This window comes from Pseudoxanthomonas sp. PXM01, from assembly GCF_014851815.1.
Lineage (GTDB): Bacteria > Pseudomonadota > Gammaproteobacteria > Xanthomonadales > Xanthomonadaceae > Pseudoxanthomonas_A.
The window spans coordinates 121,549-136,409 of sequence record NZ_JACVAJ010000002.1 but is presented as its reverse complement, the minus strand read 5'-3'; the positions used below and the strand labels follow the sequence as shown (position 1 = coordinate 136,409).

General features: G+C 67.3%; 21 protein-coding genes. 3 read left to right on the top strand and 18 right to left on the bottom strand.

All coding sequences use genetic code 11. The annotated features are described in order from the left end of the window. Window positions 1-23 precede the first annotated feature (23 nt). Together IB230_RS09935 and IB230_RS09930 are read left to right on the top strand one after the other, a co-directional pair. Entirely contained in the window at window positions 24-629 is a 606-nt protein-coding gene (locus tag IB230_RS09935) for a GNAT family N-acetyltransferase (RefSeq protein WP_192271725.1), read from the top strand. Then, complete coding sequence (locus IB230_RS09930; RefSeq protein WP_192271723.1) at window positions 626-1,510, top strand: carbon-nitrogen hydrolase family protein; 885 nt, start codon at window positions 626-628, stop codon at window positions 1,508-1,510. The genes IB230_RS09935 and IB230_RS09930 overlap by 4 nt, the downstream gene beginning before the upstream one ends. Window positions 1,511-1,523: 13 nt before the next feature. On the opposite strand, the gene IB230_RS09925 is transcribed toward IB230_RS09930, so the two are convergent. The 12 genes from IB230_RS09925 to IB230_RS09870 all read right to left on the bottom strand — a co-directional run bounded on the left by IB230_RS09925 (window position 1,524) and on the right by IB230_RS09870 (window position 7,898). Continuing rightward, window positions 1,524-1,709 carry a helix-turn-helix transcriptional regulator gene (locus IB230_RS09925; RefSeq protein ID WP_308442938.1) on the bottom strand — a complete coding sequence of 62 codons (186 nt, stop codon included), beginning with the start codon at window positions 1,707-1,709 and terminating at the stop codon, window positions 1,524-1,526. Window positions 1,710-1,728: 19 nt separating this feature from the next. Continuing rightward, complete coding sequence (locus IB230_RS09920) at window positions 1,729-2,160, bottom strand: hypothetical protein (protein ID WP_192271719.1); 432 nt, start codon at window positions 2,158-2,160, stop codon at window positions 1,729-1,731. 124 nt (window positions 2,161-2,284) lie between these two features. Further along, the gene (locus IB230_RS09915) at window positions 2,285-2,836 is read right to left on the bottom strand and encodes a phosphatase PAP2 family protein (protein ID WP_192271717.1); all 552 of its coding nucleotides are present in this window, start codon (window positions 2,834-2,836) and stop codon (window positions 2,285-2,287) included. Continuing rightward, window positions 2,814-3,959 (bottom strand): glycosyltransferase family 1 protein, encoded by a 1,146-nt coding sequence (locus IB230_RS09910; protein ID WP_192271715.1) that lies wholly within the window; start codon window positions 3,957-3,959, stop codon window positions 2,814-2,816. The genes IB230_RS09915 and IB230_RS09910 overlap by 23 nt, the downstream gene beginning before the upstream one ends. An 89-nt stretch (window positions 3,960-4,048) precedes the next feature. Further along, a complete protein-coding gene (locus tag IB230_RS09905; protein WP_192271713.1) occupies window positions 4,049-4,684 on the bottom strand; it encodes a hypothetical protein in 636 nt (211 codons plus the stop codon). Then, on the bottom strand, window positions 4,609-5,070 hold the full coding sequence (locus IB230_RS09900) for an MmcQ/YjbR family DNA-binding protein (protein WP_225589481.1): 462 nt from the start codon (window positions 5,068-5,070) through the stop codon (window positions 4,609-4,611). The genes IB230_RS09905 and IB230_RS09900 overlap by 76 nt, the downstream gene beginning before the upstream one ends. A gap of 34 nt (window positions 5,071-5,104) precedes the next feature. Further along, window positions 5,105-5,392: a hypothetical protein gene (locus tag IB230_RS09895; protein WP_192271709.1), complete on the bottom strand. Its 288-nt coding sequence runs from the start codon at window positions 5,390-5,392 to the stop codon at window positions 5,105-5,107. Continuing rightward, a complete protein-coding gene (locus IB230_RS09890) occupies window positions 5,389-5,811 on the bottom strand; it encodes a hypothetical protein (RefSeq protein ID WP_192271707.1) in 423 nt (140 codons plus the stop codon). The genes IB230_RS09895 and IB230_RS09890 overlap by 4 nt, the downstream gene beginning before the upstream one ends. A 342-nt stretch (window positions 5,812-6,153) precedes the next feature. Then, the gene (locus IB230_RS09885; protein ID WP_192271705.1) at window positions 6,154-6,561 is read right to left on the bottom strand and encodes a heavy metal-binding domain-containing protein; all 408 of its coding nucleotides are present in this window, start codon (window positions 6,559-6,561) and stop codon (window positions 6,154-6,156) included. A gap of 57 nt (window positions 6,562-6,618) precedes the next feature. Beyond that, entirely contained in the window at window positions 6,619-7,026 is a 408-nt protein-coding gene (locus tag IB230_RS09880) for a DUF4259 domain-containing protein (RefSeq protein ID WP_192271703.1), read from the bottom strand. A 53-nt stretch (window positions 7,027-7,079) separates the two neighbouring features. After that, window positions 7,080-7,388 (bottom strand): hypothetical protein, encoded by a 309-nt coding sequence (locus IB230_RS09875; RefSeq protein WP_192271701.1) that lies wholly within the window; start codon window positions 7,386-7,388, stop codon window positions 7,080-7,082. A 144-nt stretch (window positions 7,389-7,532) separates the two neighbouring features. Beyond that, window positions 7,533-7,898 (bottom strand): cupin domain-containing protein, encoded by a 366-nt coding sequence (locus IB230_RS09870; RefSeq protein ID WP_192271699.1) that lies wholly within the window; start codon window positions 7,896-7,898, stop codon window positions 7,533-7,535. Window positions 7,899-8,188: 290 nt separating this feature from the next. Between IB230_RS09870 and IB230_RS09865 the strand changes: the two genes are divergently transcribed. Further along, window positions 8,189-8,770: a DUF922 domain-containing protein gene (locus tag IB230_RS09865; RefSeq protein WP_192271696.1), complete on the top strand. Its 582-nt coding sequence runs from the start codon at window positions 8,189-8,191 to the stop codon at window positions 8,768-8,770. Between the two features lie 19 nt (window positions 8,771-8,789). On the opposite strand, the gene IB230_RS09860 is transcribed toward IB230_RS09865, so the two are convergent. The 6 genes from IB230_RS09860 to ppx all read right to left on the bottom strand — a co-directional run bounded on the left by IB230_RS09860 (window position 8,790) and on the right by ppx (window position 14,817). Beyond that, window positions 8,790-9,008: a hypothetical protein gene (locus IB230_RS09860; RefSeq protein WP_192271694.1), complete on the bottom strand. Its 219-nt coding sequence runs from the start codon at window positions 9,006-9,008 to the stop codon at window positions 8,790-8,792. After that, window positions 9,005-9,631, bottom strand: coding sequence for a hypothetical protein (locus tag IB230_RS09855; protein ID WP_192271692.1), 627 nt, complete (start codon window positions 9,629-9,631; stop codon window positions 9,005-9,007). The genes IB230_RS09860 and IB230_RS09855 overlap by 4 nt, the downstream gene beginning before the upstream one ends. A gap of 23 nt (window positions 9,632-9,654) precedes the next feature. Then, window positions 9,655-10,623 carry an aldo/keto reductase gene (locus IB230_RS09850; RefSeq protein ID WP_192271690.1) on the bottom strand — a complete coding sequence of 323 codons (969 nt, stop codon included), beginning with the start codon at window positions 10,621-10,623 and terminating at the stop codon, window positions 9,655-9,657. A gap of 51 nt (window positions 10,624-10,674) precedes the next feature. Then, a complete protein-coding gene (locus IB230_RS19920) occupies window positions 10,675-11,931 on the bottom strand; it encodes an EAL domain-containing protein (RefSeq protein ID WP_192271688.1) in 1,257 nt (418 codons plus the stop codon). 143 nt (window positions 11,932-12,074) lie between these two features. Beyond that, the gene (locus tag IB230_RS09840; RefSeq protein WP_192271686.1) at window positions 12,075-13,256 is read right to left on the bottom strand and encodes an erythromycin esterase family protein; all 1,182 of its coding nucleotides are present in this window, start codon (window positions 13,254-13,256) and stop codon (window positions 12,075-12,077) included. A 31-nt stretch (window positions 13,257-13,287) separates the two neighbouring features. Next, on the bottom strand, window positions 13,288-14,817 hold the full coding sequence (gene ppx / locus IB230_RS09835) for an exopolyphosphatase (RefSeq protein ID WP_343227296.1): 1,530 nt from the start codon (window positions 14,815-14,817) through the stop codon (window positions 13,288-13,290). Window positions 14,818-14,861: the final 44 nt, after the last annotated feature.

Here is a 14,861-nt window from a genome sequence, read left to right as displayed (position 1 = left end):
GCCCATGCCGCTACACTGGCGGCATGACTGCCGGTTACACCATCGGCCTGTATCGCGGGCCAGAAATCACACCGTGGCTGGACGACGTCGCGCGCCTGCGCGTGGCGGTGTTCCGCGACTGGCCCTATCTGTACGAAGGCGACCTCGACTTCGAACGCGATTATCTCGACGCCTATGCACGCTCGGCCGAAAGCGTGTTCGTGCTGGCGATGGATGCGGGGCAGGTGGTCGGCGCGTCCACCGGCCTGCCGTTGGCGGACGACACCGAGGCCTTCCGCCAGCCGTTCGTGGACAGCGGCATGGACCCGGAGGACATCTTCTACTTCGGCGAATCCGTGCTGCTGCCGGCTTACCGCGGCAACGGCATCGGCCATGCCTTCTTCGATCATCGCGAAGCGCATGCGCGTGCGCTGGGTCGGTTCGGCTGGACGGCGTTCTGCGCGGTGGATCGTGAACCCGGCGACCCGCGTTGGCCCGACGGACACCGCGGCAACGACGTGTTCTGGGACAAGCGCGGCTATACGCGCCAGCCCGGCATGACGATGCGGTTGGCCTGGAACGAAATCGGCCGGGGCGAAGTCGACCACGCGTTGACCTTCTGGCTGCGCGGCCTGGAGCCGATGCGATGAAGGTCGCGGTTGCCAAGTACGCCATCCAGGCGCCTACGGATTTCGCCGCGTTCGCCGAACGGCAGGCGAGGGTGCTGGGCGACGCGGCCGCACAGGGCGCGCGCATCGCGGTGCTACCGGAATACCTGGCGCTGGAACTGGCTGCCACGTTCGATGCCTCCATCCAGGCCGACCTGCACGCCTCACTCCTCGCGATCCAGCGGTACCGCGACGACTGGCTGGCGCTGTACGCGCGGCTGGCGAAGGAACTCGACCTGCACATCGTCGCCGGCAGTTTCCTGCTGGCGTACGGCGAAGGCCGCTACCGCAACCGCAGCGACGTGTTCACGCCACAGGGCGCGCACGCGTGGCAGGACAAACTGCAGTTGACCGGGTTCGAGAAAGGGCTGGGCGTCATCGAAGGCGGCGATGCGCTGAAGGTGTTCGATCTCGACGGCGTGCGCTGCGGCGTGGCCGTCTGCTACGACAGCGAGTTCCCGTTGCCGGTACGTGCGCAGGCCGAGGCCGGTGCGCGCCTGTTGCTGGTGCCGAGTTGCACGGACACCGCCGCCGGCACCACCCGCGTGCGAGTGGGGTGCCTCGCCCGTGCGCTGGAGAACCGGATATTCGTCGCTCAGGCGGTGACCGCGGGCGAAGCGCCGTGGAGTCCGGCGCTCGACATCAACACCGGTGAGGCGGCGATCTTCGCCCCGATGGACCGTGGTCTGCCCGCCGACGGGGTGCTGGTGCAGACCACCGGCGATCACGTGTGGGCCGTTGCCGACCTGGATATCGATGCGCTCGACCACAGCCGTGTCGAGGCACAGGTGGCGAATGATCGCGATTGGGCGGGGCAACTGCAGCCCGCCCTGGTGCGCGCACGCGTCGAACGGTTCGACTGAGCGGCCAGGCCGCTCAGCGCTCCCAGCCGAACACCTCGGCCAGCGGCTTGTCGAACACGTCCGCGATGCGGAACGCGCATTCCAGCGTGGGCGAGTACTTGCCGGCTTCGATCGCGGCGATGGTCTGCCGCGTCACGCCGACGCGCTTGCCGAGGTCGGCCTGCGTCATCTCGCCCGCCAGGAAGCGCAGCGTGCGGATCTGGTTGGTGAGCCGGGCGTCAGACACGCAGGCCTCGACGGTAACCCAGGATCACCAGGCTGGCATGGACACCTTCGGCCACGGCGATCGCCAGCAGCGTGGCGTGCACGATGGTCCAGCCGCCGGAGGTGAAGGGCATGACGCAGCCGACCACGATGATGCCGGCCATCAGCACGTAGTACGCGTACACCGACGCACGCGAATCGATCCTCCGGTCGCGCTCGTCGATGGGCGTGGGCGAACCGTCTTCCTCGCGGTCCCGTCCGAGCAGGTAGGTCAGGGCGGCGATGACGCCCAACGATCCCAGCGCCACGGCGAGCACGAGGATCCGCTGCCCCATGTGCATGGCGGCAACCGCATCGGCATTGACCGACAGATAGGTGAAGTAGGCGCCGAAGACGACGGCCAGTGCGCCGAGCCAGACCCAGGCGAAACGTTCGCGCGACAGCATGGTGCTCTCCCCGTTGGTGATTGGACGGGGACAAAGGTATCCATGGCTTTACTCAATGTCAATAATTTATAACATTGAGTTATTTTAACGTAACTGTGAGTTCGTAATTCTTTGCCTGTCGTGCTCAGCCCAGCAGGCTGACGCCCGGCACCAGCCAGATCGACAGCCCCGCCAGGGTGGTGCCGATCACGGTCGCGGCCAGCACGTCACTGGGGTAGTGCAGGCCCAGGACCACCCGCGACGCGGCCACGCAGGCGGCGAACGGAATCAGGAGCGGCGCCAGCACCGGGTAGTGCGCCAGTGCCACCACCGTGAACGCCACCGCGTGCAGCGCGTGGCCGGACGGGAAGCTGAATTCGTCCAGCGGCGCGATCCAGGCGCGGATGCGCACGTCGGAGGCGAACGGGCGTGGCCGCCGGGTCCAGCGCTTCAGTGCCTTGTACAGGGTCAGCGCGATGACGCCGGTCGCCGCCAGGTGCGCGGAGGCGGCCAGCCCATCCAGGCCGTCGGCCACGATCAGCGCCGCCATCAGCACGTACCAGAACACCCCGTCGCCCAGCCGGCTGACGATGGCGAAGAAGCGGCGCACGCCGCTCCATTCTCCCCAGCGGTTGGCGAGCAGGCACCAGCCGGTGTCCCGGCCGATCAGGGCGTTACGCGGCAGCAACGGACGCATGGTGGCTTCTCCGTGTCAGGGCGAGGTCGGTCAGCAGGGCATCGAAGTCGGCCGCCACGCGGTCCGGGTGCAGGTCGCGCATCGCCGCGGTGGCGGCGCTGCCCTGGCTCCGTCGCAGCGTGGCGTCCGTGGCCAGCCGCAGCGCGGCGGCGAGGAAGTCGTCATCGGTTTCCACCGCCGCACCGTGCACGCCGTCGACCAGGTGCTCGCGCGCGGCGCCGTAGTCGAACGCCACCGTCGGCACGCCGCTGGCCATCGCTTCCAGGGTGACGTTGCCGAAGGTTTCGCTGTGGCTGGAGAACAGGAACAGGTCGCCGCTGGCGAAGTGCCGCGCCAGCGCTTCGCCGCGCTGCACGCCGCAGAAAAGGAAGTCCGGGTGTTCCTGCGCCAGCCGCTCGCGCACGGGGCCGTCGCCGACCCAGACGAACTTCGCGTTCGGCTGCGTCTGCTGGATCGCGCGGAACGCGCGGATCGACAGGTCCAGGTTCTTTTCGGCGGCGATGCGGCCCACGTAGATCACCGCCAGGTCGTCCGGGCCGATCCCCCACTCCTTGCGCAAGGTGTCATCGCGTTGCACGGGACTGAAATGGCGTGCATCGACCGCACGCGCCAACCGCACCACGTGATGGAAGCCCTGCGATTCCAGGAAGTCGGCCAGTTCGCGCGTCGGGACCAGTGTGGCATCGGCACCATTGTGGAAGCGGCGCATCCAGCGCAGCGCCGTGTGCTGCAGGAAGCGCACGCCATAGTCGCGCATGTATTCGTCGAAGCGGGTGTGGAAGCCGGTCGCCGCCGGAATGCCCAGCCGTCGCGCCGCACGCAACGCCGACCAGCCAAGAGGGCCTTCCGTGGCCACGTAGATCGCGTCCGGTGGAGAGGCTTTCCATTGCGCCAGCAGGCGGCGCGTGGCGGGCAGGCCGAACTTCAGGCCCGGATAGCGCGGCAAGCTGGCGCCGCGGACCAGCAGGGTGTCGTCGATGTAGCTGCCGTCGCCCGGCTGGCGTGGCCGGATCACGGAGACGTCATGGCCGCGCTGGCGCAGACCGGCTTCCAGTCCCTGCACGGTCAGGGCCACGCCGTTCACTTCCGGCGGATAGGTCTCGGTGACGATGGCAAAGCGCATGCGCAGCTCCACGTTTTGCGCATGCTGGGGCAGGGAGGTGTCGCGCGTGTTGCGGTGCGATGACCGACAGATGACGCCATAGAGCTTCTTTACCGGCCGAGGGCGCGCAAGGCCCGGTGACCGGCATTGCGCGCCTGCGGATGTGCATGCGCCACGCACAGCGCCGCGATGGTCGCCAAGGTGGGATCCGGCCGCTTCGCGATCTCGGCCGCCACGGCTTCTGCTAAGAAGAAGTCCTCATGCACGGCCAGGTGCGAGAGCAGGCCGTGGTCGGCAAGATCCAGCGATGGGATCAGTGCGAGTGCCACTTCGATCTCGTCCTGGTCGACGCAGGCTTGGACCAAGGCACTGAGCCCGGGCTGGTCCGCCGGCACAGGGGCTAGCGAGGGATGAAGCTCGGGCAGCGCAATGCCATCAGCCAGGGCGGCATCCGCAGCCGCCATGAGCGCGTCGAGCGACGAGAACACCACTCGGGTCTCCCCGTCGTGGGAGAGGAACAGCACGTGTCCTTCCAGTGGGGCGCGTTGCAGCAGCACGTGGTGGTTGCTGGTGTCGGCGTCGTCCAGCACCAGCCCGTCGAGCAACTTCACGACCGGCTGCCAACGAAAGTCGGCGGTGATGGCTATGGCGGCATCGTTGTGCAGGAGATTCAGTTCCAACGCGGCATGGCCCGTGTAGTGGCCCCTGTCCAAGCGCTGGAAGTAGAGTGAGGTTGCGTGGTGCATGGCTTGGTTACCTGCGGAGTGGGCATCACAGTAGTCAATCGCTTGCGCCGCGCATGCCTGCGGGGTCCGCGCGACGTGCGCGTGCGTCGGGTCCCGGCATCCTTGCGCACGCGCGTCTCGTAGGCCTTGTCGACCAGCGCCTTGACCACTGCGGGCGTGGCCTTGGCCAGGTCCACGCGCAGCCCCAGCACCTTGCTGCCCCAGAACAGCTTCTCGACGGCATGCGGATACATCGCCAGCGCCTGCTCGCGATCCTCTTCGCCGACGAAGACGTGCAGGTGGGTCTCTTCCGGCGGAATGGTCACGAAGATCTTGCCGCGCACGCGGAACGAGGAATACGTGTGGTGCGGCTCCTCGGTGACGGCTTCCCGCGAAAGAGCGTGCAAGCGTATGGCGGACAACTTCACCGCAGGCATCCTGCTATGCGTTGAGCGTCAACCAGCGCCACGCGGCCAGCATGGCCACCCACAATGCCGTGCCCAGCACCAGCGAGACGCCCAGCAGGGTGCTGTCCCATCGACGAGCGAACGCCAGCGAAATCATCATCAGCGGCGCGAGCACATCCATGGCCAGTTCCAGTGGATGCCAAGCGCGCCACGGTGCTCCGATCATGACGCACACCACCGCACAGGCGCCTGCGCCCAGGCGGACCCACATGGGCACCGGACCTGATCCGGACATCAACAGTCGGATGTCGCTGCGGTTCATGCCGGGCGTCCTCCACGGGATGCGAGTCGATGTCCCAGCCAGGCCATCGGCAGGTAAGCGAGGAGCAGGTCCACGACGGTGAACCACACCGGCGAGGGCAGCAGGGCGACCGCGGCGATGCCGCCCAGCAGGAAGCAGGCCCCGACCACCCACGCAGGGCCGCGGGTCCGCCCGGGCGTGATCAGCGTGGCGACGACGGCGCCGACCAGCGCGCCCATCGCGTGCGCAAGGAGGGGAAACAGGAAATGCCTTGGTTCGAACAGCGGCATCGCCGCTTTCAGGCCTTCGGTCGTCGTGGTGTCGACGCCGGCGGGCGGTGGGACGACATGGCCCCCCAGCGTGATCAACGCCATGTTGGCGACACTGCCGACCACCACCCCGACGACGACCGCCAGGATCAGACGGAACACACGCTTCATGACAACCTCCGGCAAGGATGCGAGGGACTGCCCGTCGGCGTGGGGCCGGCCGTGACGGCGATGACTATAGCGGAGGCCCGCGGGGCGGGCGCGACATCGTCAGCGCGGGCGCGGGCGCGCGCACGCGCTGGCCAGCGTGTGCCTGTGGGCATCGAGTGGGCCGTGACGCCCACCGGGGAGCGGGCTCCGAAGGACATGGGACCACGTGTACGTCAGAACGACGGATGGATAGGCGCCCAGGATCAACACGATCCATGCCAGTCTGGGCCACCATGAGCGACGGCGGCGCTTCGGCAGCGGCGTGGACGAGGTGGACATGGCCGGCGGCGGGGTTCCCGTGGCTCAGGTATCGCGTGGTTCGACCACCACCGCGGTTCCGTAGCACAGCACCTCGGTCAGACCTGCCATCACGTCGGTGGCGTCGTAGCGCACGGCGATGATGGCGTTGCCACCGAGCATCCGCGCGTGCTGCACCATGTCGAGGTAGGTCGCGCTGCGCGCCTGTTCGCACAGTTCCGTGTAGATGGTGATGTTGCCGCCCAGCATGGTCTGCAGGCCACCGAGGAAGTTGCCGATGATCGACCGCGACCGCACGGTGATGCCGCGCACCAGGCCCAGGCTGCGGACGACGCGGTAACCGGGCAGTTCCATGGCGGTCGTCACCATCGCATCGGTCAAGGGCAGCGCCGGGTTGCGCGTGGGCGCAGTGCCCGGCGTGTAGGCGGAAGAAGAGTTGTAGGGATCTGCCATGGGTGCTCGTCGGGTCGTGTGTGGGCTGGGCGGGAGTATCAGGGCGACATCGTAGGGTCAGGCCCGCACCTGTTGCGCGAGGTCCGTCACCGCCGCCTGCCAATCCTGGAAATCCTCCGTGTCTTCCCAGAGCTCCCTGAGCTCCGAATGCTCGGCGAGGATGCGGCGCAGGGCGCTTCCCGCCTGCTGGCGCAGGTCGTCGTCGACCGTGGGGCGGATGCGTGCCAGCCAGTCGGCCAGTCCTTCCTCCTGCTGCGCCGCCAGCGTGGCACGGCCCCGCGCGGCAGCGACGACTTCCGCCGCCACGATGGCCAGCACCGCATCCGGCGCTTCCACGTATTCGGTCGACGTCAGTACGTTGTCCAGCACCTCGCGGATCAGCGACAGATCTCCGCTGTCCAGCACGTCGATCAGAAAGTCCGCCGCGCCGTCGTTTTCGAACGACCCGATGCCCCAAGTGCCCATGTGAGGTCTCCCGTTTGGAATGTGTCGCGAGGCGTGTAGGAAGCTCGGCTGTTTCAACGCAGGCCGTGCGAGGCCTTGAAACGGTCGAGCAGATCGAAGAACAGCGCCATGGCCTTGCCGTCATCCTGTTCGGTACGGGTGATGGCTGCCTGCCAATGGAGTTGCCCGATATCCAGGATGCCCTCCGGCGTGGTGAGCGAAACCCGATCGTCCTCGTGTCCGGTCACGGTCCGCACGAAGTCCGAAAAATGCATCAGGAACAGCGTGTCGTGGTGGTCGTGGGTCCCGTGGTCCATCAGGGCCGACTCGTATCCCTCGATGAAGGCGCACAGCGTGACGAAACCCGCGGGTTGCAGATGCATGCCCGGACGTCTCCGGACACGTTCAAGTACGTCGAAAAGCGGCATGGCGTGGTCCTTCACTGGTCGGGGATTGAACGGTATGCGTCATGCCGGTGGCGGGGACGCCGACCGGGGAAACCAGGGAGCGCGGCGCTTTCGCGATGGTCACACCCATACATCATTCCTGGCGGTATAGGCGCCGCCAGCATCGCCGGTGTTCACCACGCCACGCGGCTCCACCAGCATGATGCTGCATTCGTGTTTCGCGACGGGGCGATGCTCGGTGCCCTTCGGTACGACGTACATTTCGCCGGCCGACAGCGGCACCACCTTGTCGCGGAACTCCAGTGTCAGCTCGCCCTCGATGACGATGAAGACTTCGTCGGTATCCGCGTGCGCATGCCACACGAACTCGCCCTGCACCTTGGCGAGCTTGAACTGGTAGTCGTTCATCTCGGCGATGACGCGGGGTGACCAGTGATCCGAGAAGCGGGTCAGCTTGTCTTTCAGGTTGATGGCGCTGTCTGGCATGGCATCCCTCGGTCGCGGGGGCCGGCGGTTCGCCGTGACGACGATGATAGGCGGGAAATGGCGGGTGGTGCGGCGAGATGCGAACGGCGCGTTCCGATGTGCGTGCCGTGAGTTACATGACGGCGTGCCGTTCCCGTCTCATGTCATCGCATGTCCCTGCTGTTGGACGGTGCCTGCATCGCCGCTGTCCCGCGCCCGGCAGCCTGCGTCCGCCGAAGCCCATGATCCTCGTCCGCAAACCGTTCTGTCCATGAAAGAATGCGTGCCGGGGTATTCGACAAGGAGAGGACATGCGGCGGGTCTGCGTGATGTCGGGGCTATTGCTGATGACGACGCCGGCGCTGGGCCTCGGTGATGATCCGGTCGCGGGAGAGCTGACTGTCGTCTACTACCTCGTCAGCGGAAGTACGGCACGGCAGATCCATCGGGAACTGGAGGCGAAAGGGCCACGTGACGAAGAGGGGCGTCGGTACCACGGCCTGGCGGAGTGGCAGGTGGACTGGTCATACGGACTGACGCAATCGGGCGGTGACTGTGTGCTCACCGACGTGCAGGTCGATCTGCAGGGGAAGATAACGCTGCCGGCGTGGACGCCGGGAGTCAAAGCTTCGCGTGGTCTGGTCAACGAGTGGGCACGCTACATCGAGGCGCTCCGCCGGCACGAGCATGGTCATTACGCCCACGGCATGCGGGCTGCGGAGGAAATCCGCGCGTTGCCCGGCTCGCTGGCATCCTCCGATTGCGCGGCGATGGGGCGCAGTTTCAACAGCAAGGCCATGCGGATCCTCGACAAGTACAGGCTCATGGACCGCATGTACGACGAGCGCACGGAGCATGGCGCAAGAGAGGGGGCGCTGCTCCAGGGGAACTGACGGGAGCTGCTCGCTGGGGTCAGTCTTTCCTGCGCAGGTAGAACCAGCGCCAGGCCAGGGGGCCGGTCACGATGCAGGCCAGGCCGAGTGCAAGCAGTGTCGCCATCATCCATTCGGGTATTGCAGCGAGGCCCAGCAGGCGGGGGCCCAGGAAGGCGAGTCCGACCGTCAGCGGCAAGACCACCACGAACGTCATGGCGGCGATCTGGTAAAGAGGTTCGTTGTACCGGTTTGTCATGGTTGTCCTGCCGACATGGCCGGTTGTCCCGCTTGTGCAGGGTACTGGTGCTGGAAAGCGCGCGCGGCCGGCGCGGCGCATTGCGCCAGGCTGTCGAGGGCCATCGCAAGCGCATCCTGCAGCGGATGATCGATCCCGACATACGACCAGTCCATCCGGTTGCCGTGACCATCGCGCGTGCTCAGGAAGTACTGGGTGCCGTGTGTAACGGTGGGGACGAGGGGGGCATCGAAGGCATGACCGATGGGAATGCTCCGTTCCGCCAGGTCGCGGTAGATGGCCGCTGCGGCGGGACAGGTGTCGGCGTCGATGAGGAGGGAGCAACTGGTGTTCCAGTTGCCGACGGCCATGAAGAGCTTCGGTGGCTCTGCGCTCTGTGCGAAAGCACCGGTCCGGCCCTGTCTGAAGTGGACCAGCAATCCCGGGCCGTTGCCGGTATCGGGAATGCGCCCGATCAGGACATCCGTTGGATGCAGCTGCACACCCACGTCTTCCGGCCAGATAACCACTTCGGGCAATCCGCTCGTCCGACAGCCATCGGACATGGTCGACCAGTCAGCGGTCGCGGGTGCTGCCCCGGTGGCGCAGCCGGACAATCCCATCGCCAGGAGCACGATCGTCACGCACGAGGTGCGCCCTTCGCGACTCACGGTACGCGGGTCCCCCGTGCCGCCGTGAACAGCGCATACCACTCTTCCCTGCTCAGCGTGACGCCATCGGCCGCGCAGCAGGCCGCGAGCCTGACCGGGTCCGTGGTGCCGACGATGGGCTGGATACCGGCGGGATGGCGCAGCAGCCAGGCGAGCTGGATCGCTTCCGGGGCGACGTTTTTCGCTTCCGCCAACTGGCGAAGCAACAGCGACGTGCCGCGAACGACGGGATCGGCGAACTCCGACGTGGCGGCGAGCTTGCCGCCGGCCAGCGGCGACCAGGCCTGAACGCGGAGATCGTGCAGGCGACAGTAATCCAGCGTACCCGCGGCGGAGGCGTAGGCATGCCCGGTGGTATTGGCGACCACGCCGTCGTCGATCAGGTGATGGTGCAGCAGGCTGACTTCCACCTGATTGGCGACGAGCGGCTGTCGCACGTAACGGCGGAGCAGGTCGATCTGGGCTGGCGTGTGGTTGCTGACACCGAAATGCCGCACCTTGCCGCTGGCATGCAGGTCGTCGAAGGCGCGTGCGACCTCTTCCGGTTCCACCAGCGCATCGGGACGGTGCAGAAGCAAGACGTCCAGGTGGTCGACGCCGAGCCGCGACAGGCTACCGTCGACCGACGCCACGATGTGCGCGTGGCTGAAGTCGTAACGCCCGGGCGTGCCGGACGGATCGTCGGCGAAGCGGATGCCGCACTTGGACTGCAGCACCATGCGGTCGCGCAGCGCCGGTGAGGTGCGGAGCACGTCACCGAAGATCTGCTCGGACTTGCCGCGCGCATAGATGTCGGCGTGGTCGAACAAGGTGATGCCGCCGGCCAGTGCGGTCTCCACCAGTCGTTGCGCCTGGCGGCGCTCGTCCGCGGTGACCGGCGAGGCATCCCAGGCGCGGCTGAGCTGCATGCAGCCGTACGCGATGCGCGAGGCGGGCAGGCCGTCGGCCAAGAGGTAGGTCTTCATCGTGTGGTCGCGGATTCCGGGGGGCGGATCATGATAGGGCGGCGACGTGGCTCAGTATCGCCGCCGCTCCGCGGCCAGCCGGCGGGCGAGGGCGTCGACCTCGAGCGGACGCGCCAGGTGGTAACCCTGCACGTCGTCGACGCCGAGCGCCTGCAGCGCCGCCAGCTCCGTCGCGGTTTCCACGCCCTCGGCGACCACGTGCGACTGCGTCTGGCGGGCGAATTCGATCAACGCCGCCGCGAGCGCGCGGCGCGGCGAGTCGCTGTCGATGTCACGGGTCAGGCTGAGGTCGAGCTTGATGATGTCCGGGTGGATCGCCAGCACGTGGCGCATGCTGGCGTAGCCGGCGCCGGCATCGTCCACCGCGATCCGTACGCCCGATTCACGCAACGGCACCAGCCGTTCGTTGAGCAGCTTGTAGTCATCCACCAGCGAGTGCTCGGTGATCTCCAGCACCACGCGGTGCGGATCCAGGTCGTCGATGTAGCCGTCGATGCCGCCGCTGATGATGGTCTGCGGCGACACGTTAAGCGCTACATAGAAGTCGCCCTTGACGTCGCGCAGGCCGTCCAGCGCGGACAGGATGGCGTTGAGCTCCAGCCGCACGCCCAGACCGATCTCGCGCGCTTCCGCGAACCAGACATCTGGCGTGCGACGCGGTTCAAGCTCGAAGCGGGACAGGCACTCCACGCCGACGATGCGACGTTCGCTGCTGCGGTAGATGGGCTGGAACACCATGTGCGGCTGGCCCATTTCCAGCACCGAGGTGATGCGGGCGACCTTTTCCTCGTGGGCCTGCACCGCATCCAGGTCGCCGTCGATCTGGTAGGCGAGCAGGTCGGCGAACGCGCGCATCATGTGCAGGTCGCGCTCGCCCAGCGACAGGTTGGCGGCCAGGCTGAAGCAGCAGAACGTGCCATAGACGCGGCCGTCGCGCAGCTGGATGGGCACGCTGAGGTGCGAGCCGATGGGGACGGCGGCCGTCTCGGGGATCTGCACCACTGCTGGCACCGCCGACGTGTCGGGAATCAGCTGCGGGATGCTGCCTTCGACCACCCGCATGCAGTAGCCCTCGTCGAGCGGACTGGAGTCGCCGGGCCGGATCGGTGCACGGTCGAGGCGGGTGACGACATGCCGGAACACGCGGTGACTGCCGTGGAATTCGCTGACGAAGGCCACATCCATGTCGAGGTGGCGGCGCACCGCATCGAGCAGGCGGTCGACGTTGCGTGCGATGGCGACGGCACCCGGTCCGCCTTCGAGCCAGGCGTCGGTCAATGCGTGTTCTGGACTCCTACTGTCGATCACGGACTTCCTCCTGAAGGCAGGTACGCGACAAATAGTCGGCCTGGGGTCCTGCCCCCGCCGCAACGACGGACGGGGAGGATGGCGTGGGGCAAGTCGGGTAGACCACGCCGCAGAACCGGGGCTGGTCCGAGTGTAACCTCAAGTCACATTGGAGGGGATGTGCCGGGCGATGCCGGTCCCGTTGCATCCAATGCATGGAGCGGTGTCTCCACGGGCAGGAGCACGATGCCATCCAGCAGGGCGCTCCAGTCGGCATGCTGCGGTTGCCGATACGCGACGACCGATGACGCGATATCTCCGATCTGCTGCAGACGGGCACGATCGAGGTAGCCCGTGCCGCGGTCGCGGTGTTCGAGCGCGTCAGCGTCGTTAGCGATGCTGACGGGTTTCCGTGATGGACGCCCGTGCTCGCCTCGCTTCGCAGAGAACCCGATGCTGGCGAGCAGGTCGCCGAAGTGCTCCTGGAGATGCATGCCCAGCGAGATCCGCTCGGGATGGTCGGGCAGGGTCGCCTTCACCGCATGGCGGGTCGACGTCCAGAGGATGGCGCGTTCGCCTGGCGTTCGCGCGTGATGCCACATGAAGTTCTGTGCCATCGCCTTGTCGCGGAGGTTGAAGCCGGGACCATCCTCCAGGGCGAGGGAGCTGCGGAGGCCGACGGCCATCCTGTGCGACGCCCGGTCGACCTCGGCGTCCGAGGTGGCCAGGACCTGTTCGATATCCGTGAGGCAGCGACGGAGCCGTTCTCGGAAGGCATCGTCGTAGCGATTCGATGCATCGAACTCCCATCGCGTCAGGCGGCCGAGCTGGTCTTCGCATGCATCGCGCTGCGCGCCCGCATGCGCGGCGAGTCGCCGCGGGAGCGTGTTCGCCGAGAAGTGCTGGGTTACGCCACCCGTCTGGATATCCAGTCCGCGCACCCGCACGTGGCCTGCAGTGACCTGCGCCCACAGCCAGCGCAACGTCGGCTCGAACTCCCGTGTTCCCGTCCATATCGCACCGACGGCATCGCCGAGCAGTGCCGGGGAGGCGTCGCGCGCGGCCAGGCGTTCTTCGAAATCCAGGAAGTCATACACCGGGCTTTCGAAGTAGATCGTGTCGAAACCGCAACGTTCGACCAGGGCGGCCATGATGCGTCCCTTCATCGCCACGGTGGCCCCTGCGCCGTGGCCGGAATCCTCACCGAGCATCACGACACGCTTGAAGCACAGGTCTTCGATGACGGCATCGATGTCGGGCTCGGCAGGCGGTGCCGCCGCCATGGCGATGCACGGCGATGCGAGCATTCCCAGTGCGATGGCCATCAGGCCGATACACTTCAGCATGCCGGCCCTCCGTGGCCTGTCGACGATGGCGCTAGGCCACGAACGGCTTGAACGCGACGCCCAACCCCTGCATGTCCTCGGGTTCACCGACCAGGTCGGAGCGGAGCAGGGGGCGGGAATCGATCCACTTCTTGCTGACCACCAGGTCCAGGCGGTCGCCGCTGGCGGTCGCATCGAGTTGCGGAATGGCTTCGGCGTCGTGGGAACGGTGCAGCAGCACGGCGAGGCGCAGCAGCGCGGCCTTGCGCTTGGCGCTCAGCAGCAGGCGGTCGGGCAGCGCGTCGAAGGCGGTCTTCGGTATGCCGCGGCGGTGCGTGCGCACCAGCGCCGACAGCACCTGCTGTTCCTGCCGCGAGAAGCCTTCGATGTCGGAGTGCTCCAGCACGTAGGCGCCGTGTACGTGGTACTGGCTGTGCGCGATGACCAGGCCGATCTCGTGCAGGCGTGCGGCCCAGCCGAGCAGGCGGGCATCGTCGTCGTCCAGGCCCCAGCGATCCTCGACCTGCTCGAACAGGCGCATCGCAGTGGCTTCCACCCGCGCGGCCTGGAACTCGTCGATGCCGTAGCGCTGCATCAGCGCCGCCGTGGACAGGTCGCGCGGATCGTTCTCGCTGCCGCGGCCCAGCATGTCGAACAGGATGCCCTCGCGCATCGCCGCCTTGCTGACCATCAGCCGCTGCAGGCCCAGCGCCTCGAACGCCGCCTCCAGCACCAGCACGCCGCCGGCGATGATCGGACGCCGGTCGTTCGACAGGCCGGGCAGCTCGATGTCCTCGATGCGGTCCGCCTGCAACAGCTTGTCGCGGACCTGCGGCAGTGCTTCGGCGGTCACCGCGCCCTTGGTCAGCTTCATCGCCGCGCAGATCTCGCCGATGGCCTTGTTGGTGCCGGACGAGCCGATGGCTTCCTGCCAACCGAGATTGCGGTACAGGCCGGCGAACTGCTGGAACTCCGCGCCGATCTCGGTGAGCGCTTCCTTCCAGCGCTTGCGCGAGAGCTTGCCGCCGGGGAAGAAGCGGCGCGTGCTGGCGATGCAGCCGGCCTGTAGGCTCTCGCGCTCCAGGGTCTCGAAACCGCGGCCGATGATGAATTCCGTCGAACCGCCACCGATGTCGATGACCAGCCGGCGCTGGCTCGTCTTCGGCGGTTGCGCATGCGCCACGCCCAGGTAGATAAGGCGGGCTTCTTCGCGGCCGGAGACCACTTCGATCGGCTTGCCCAGTGCGGCTTCCGCCGCCGACAGGAACTCCTGCGGGTCGCGCAGCTGGCGCACGGTGTTGGTGGCCAGCGCGCGCACGCGCATCGCGGGGATGTCGCGGATGCGCTGGCCGAAACGCGACAGGCAGTCGAGCGCGCGCTGCCGTGCGGCGGCGGACAGGCCGCCCTTGCTGTCCAGGCCATCGGCCATGCGCACGGTTTCGCGCAGACGGTCGACCACGCGCAGCTGGCCCAGCAGCGAGCGCGCGACGATCATGTGGAAGCTGTTGGACCCCAGGTCGATCGCGGCCAACAGGTCCCCGTCCTGGAGCGGCGGGGAGGTGGGGGAGGTCAGGGGCGCCATGCGACCAGTTTAGCCAATGGTGGCGCGCAATGCCTCAACGCGAT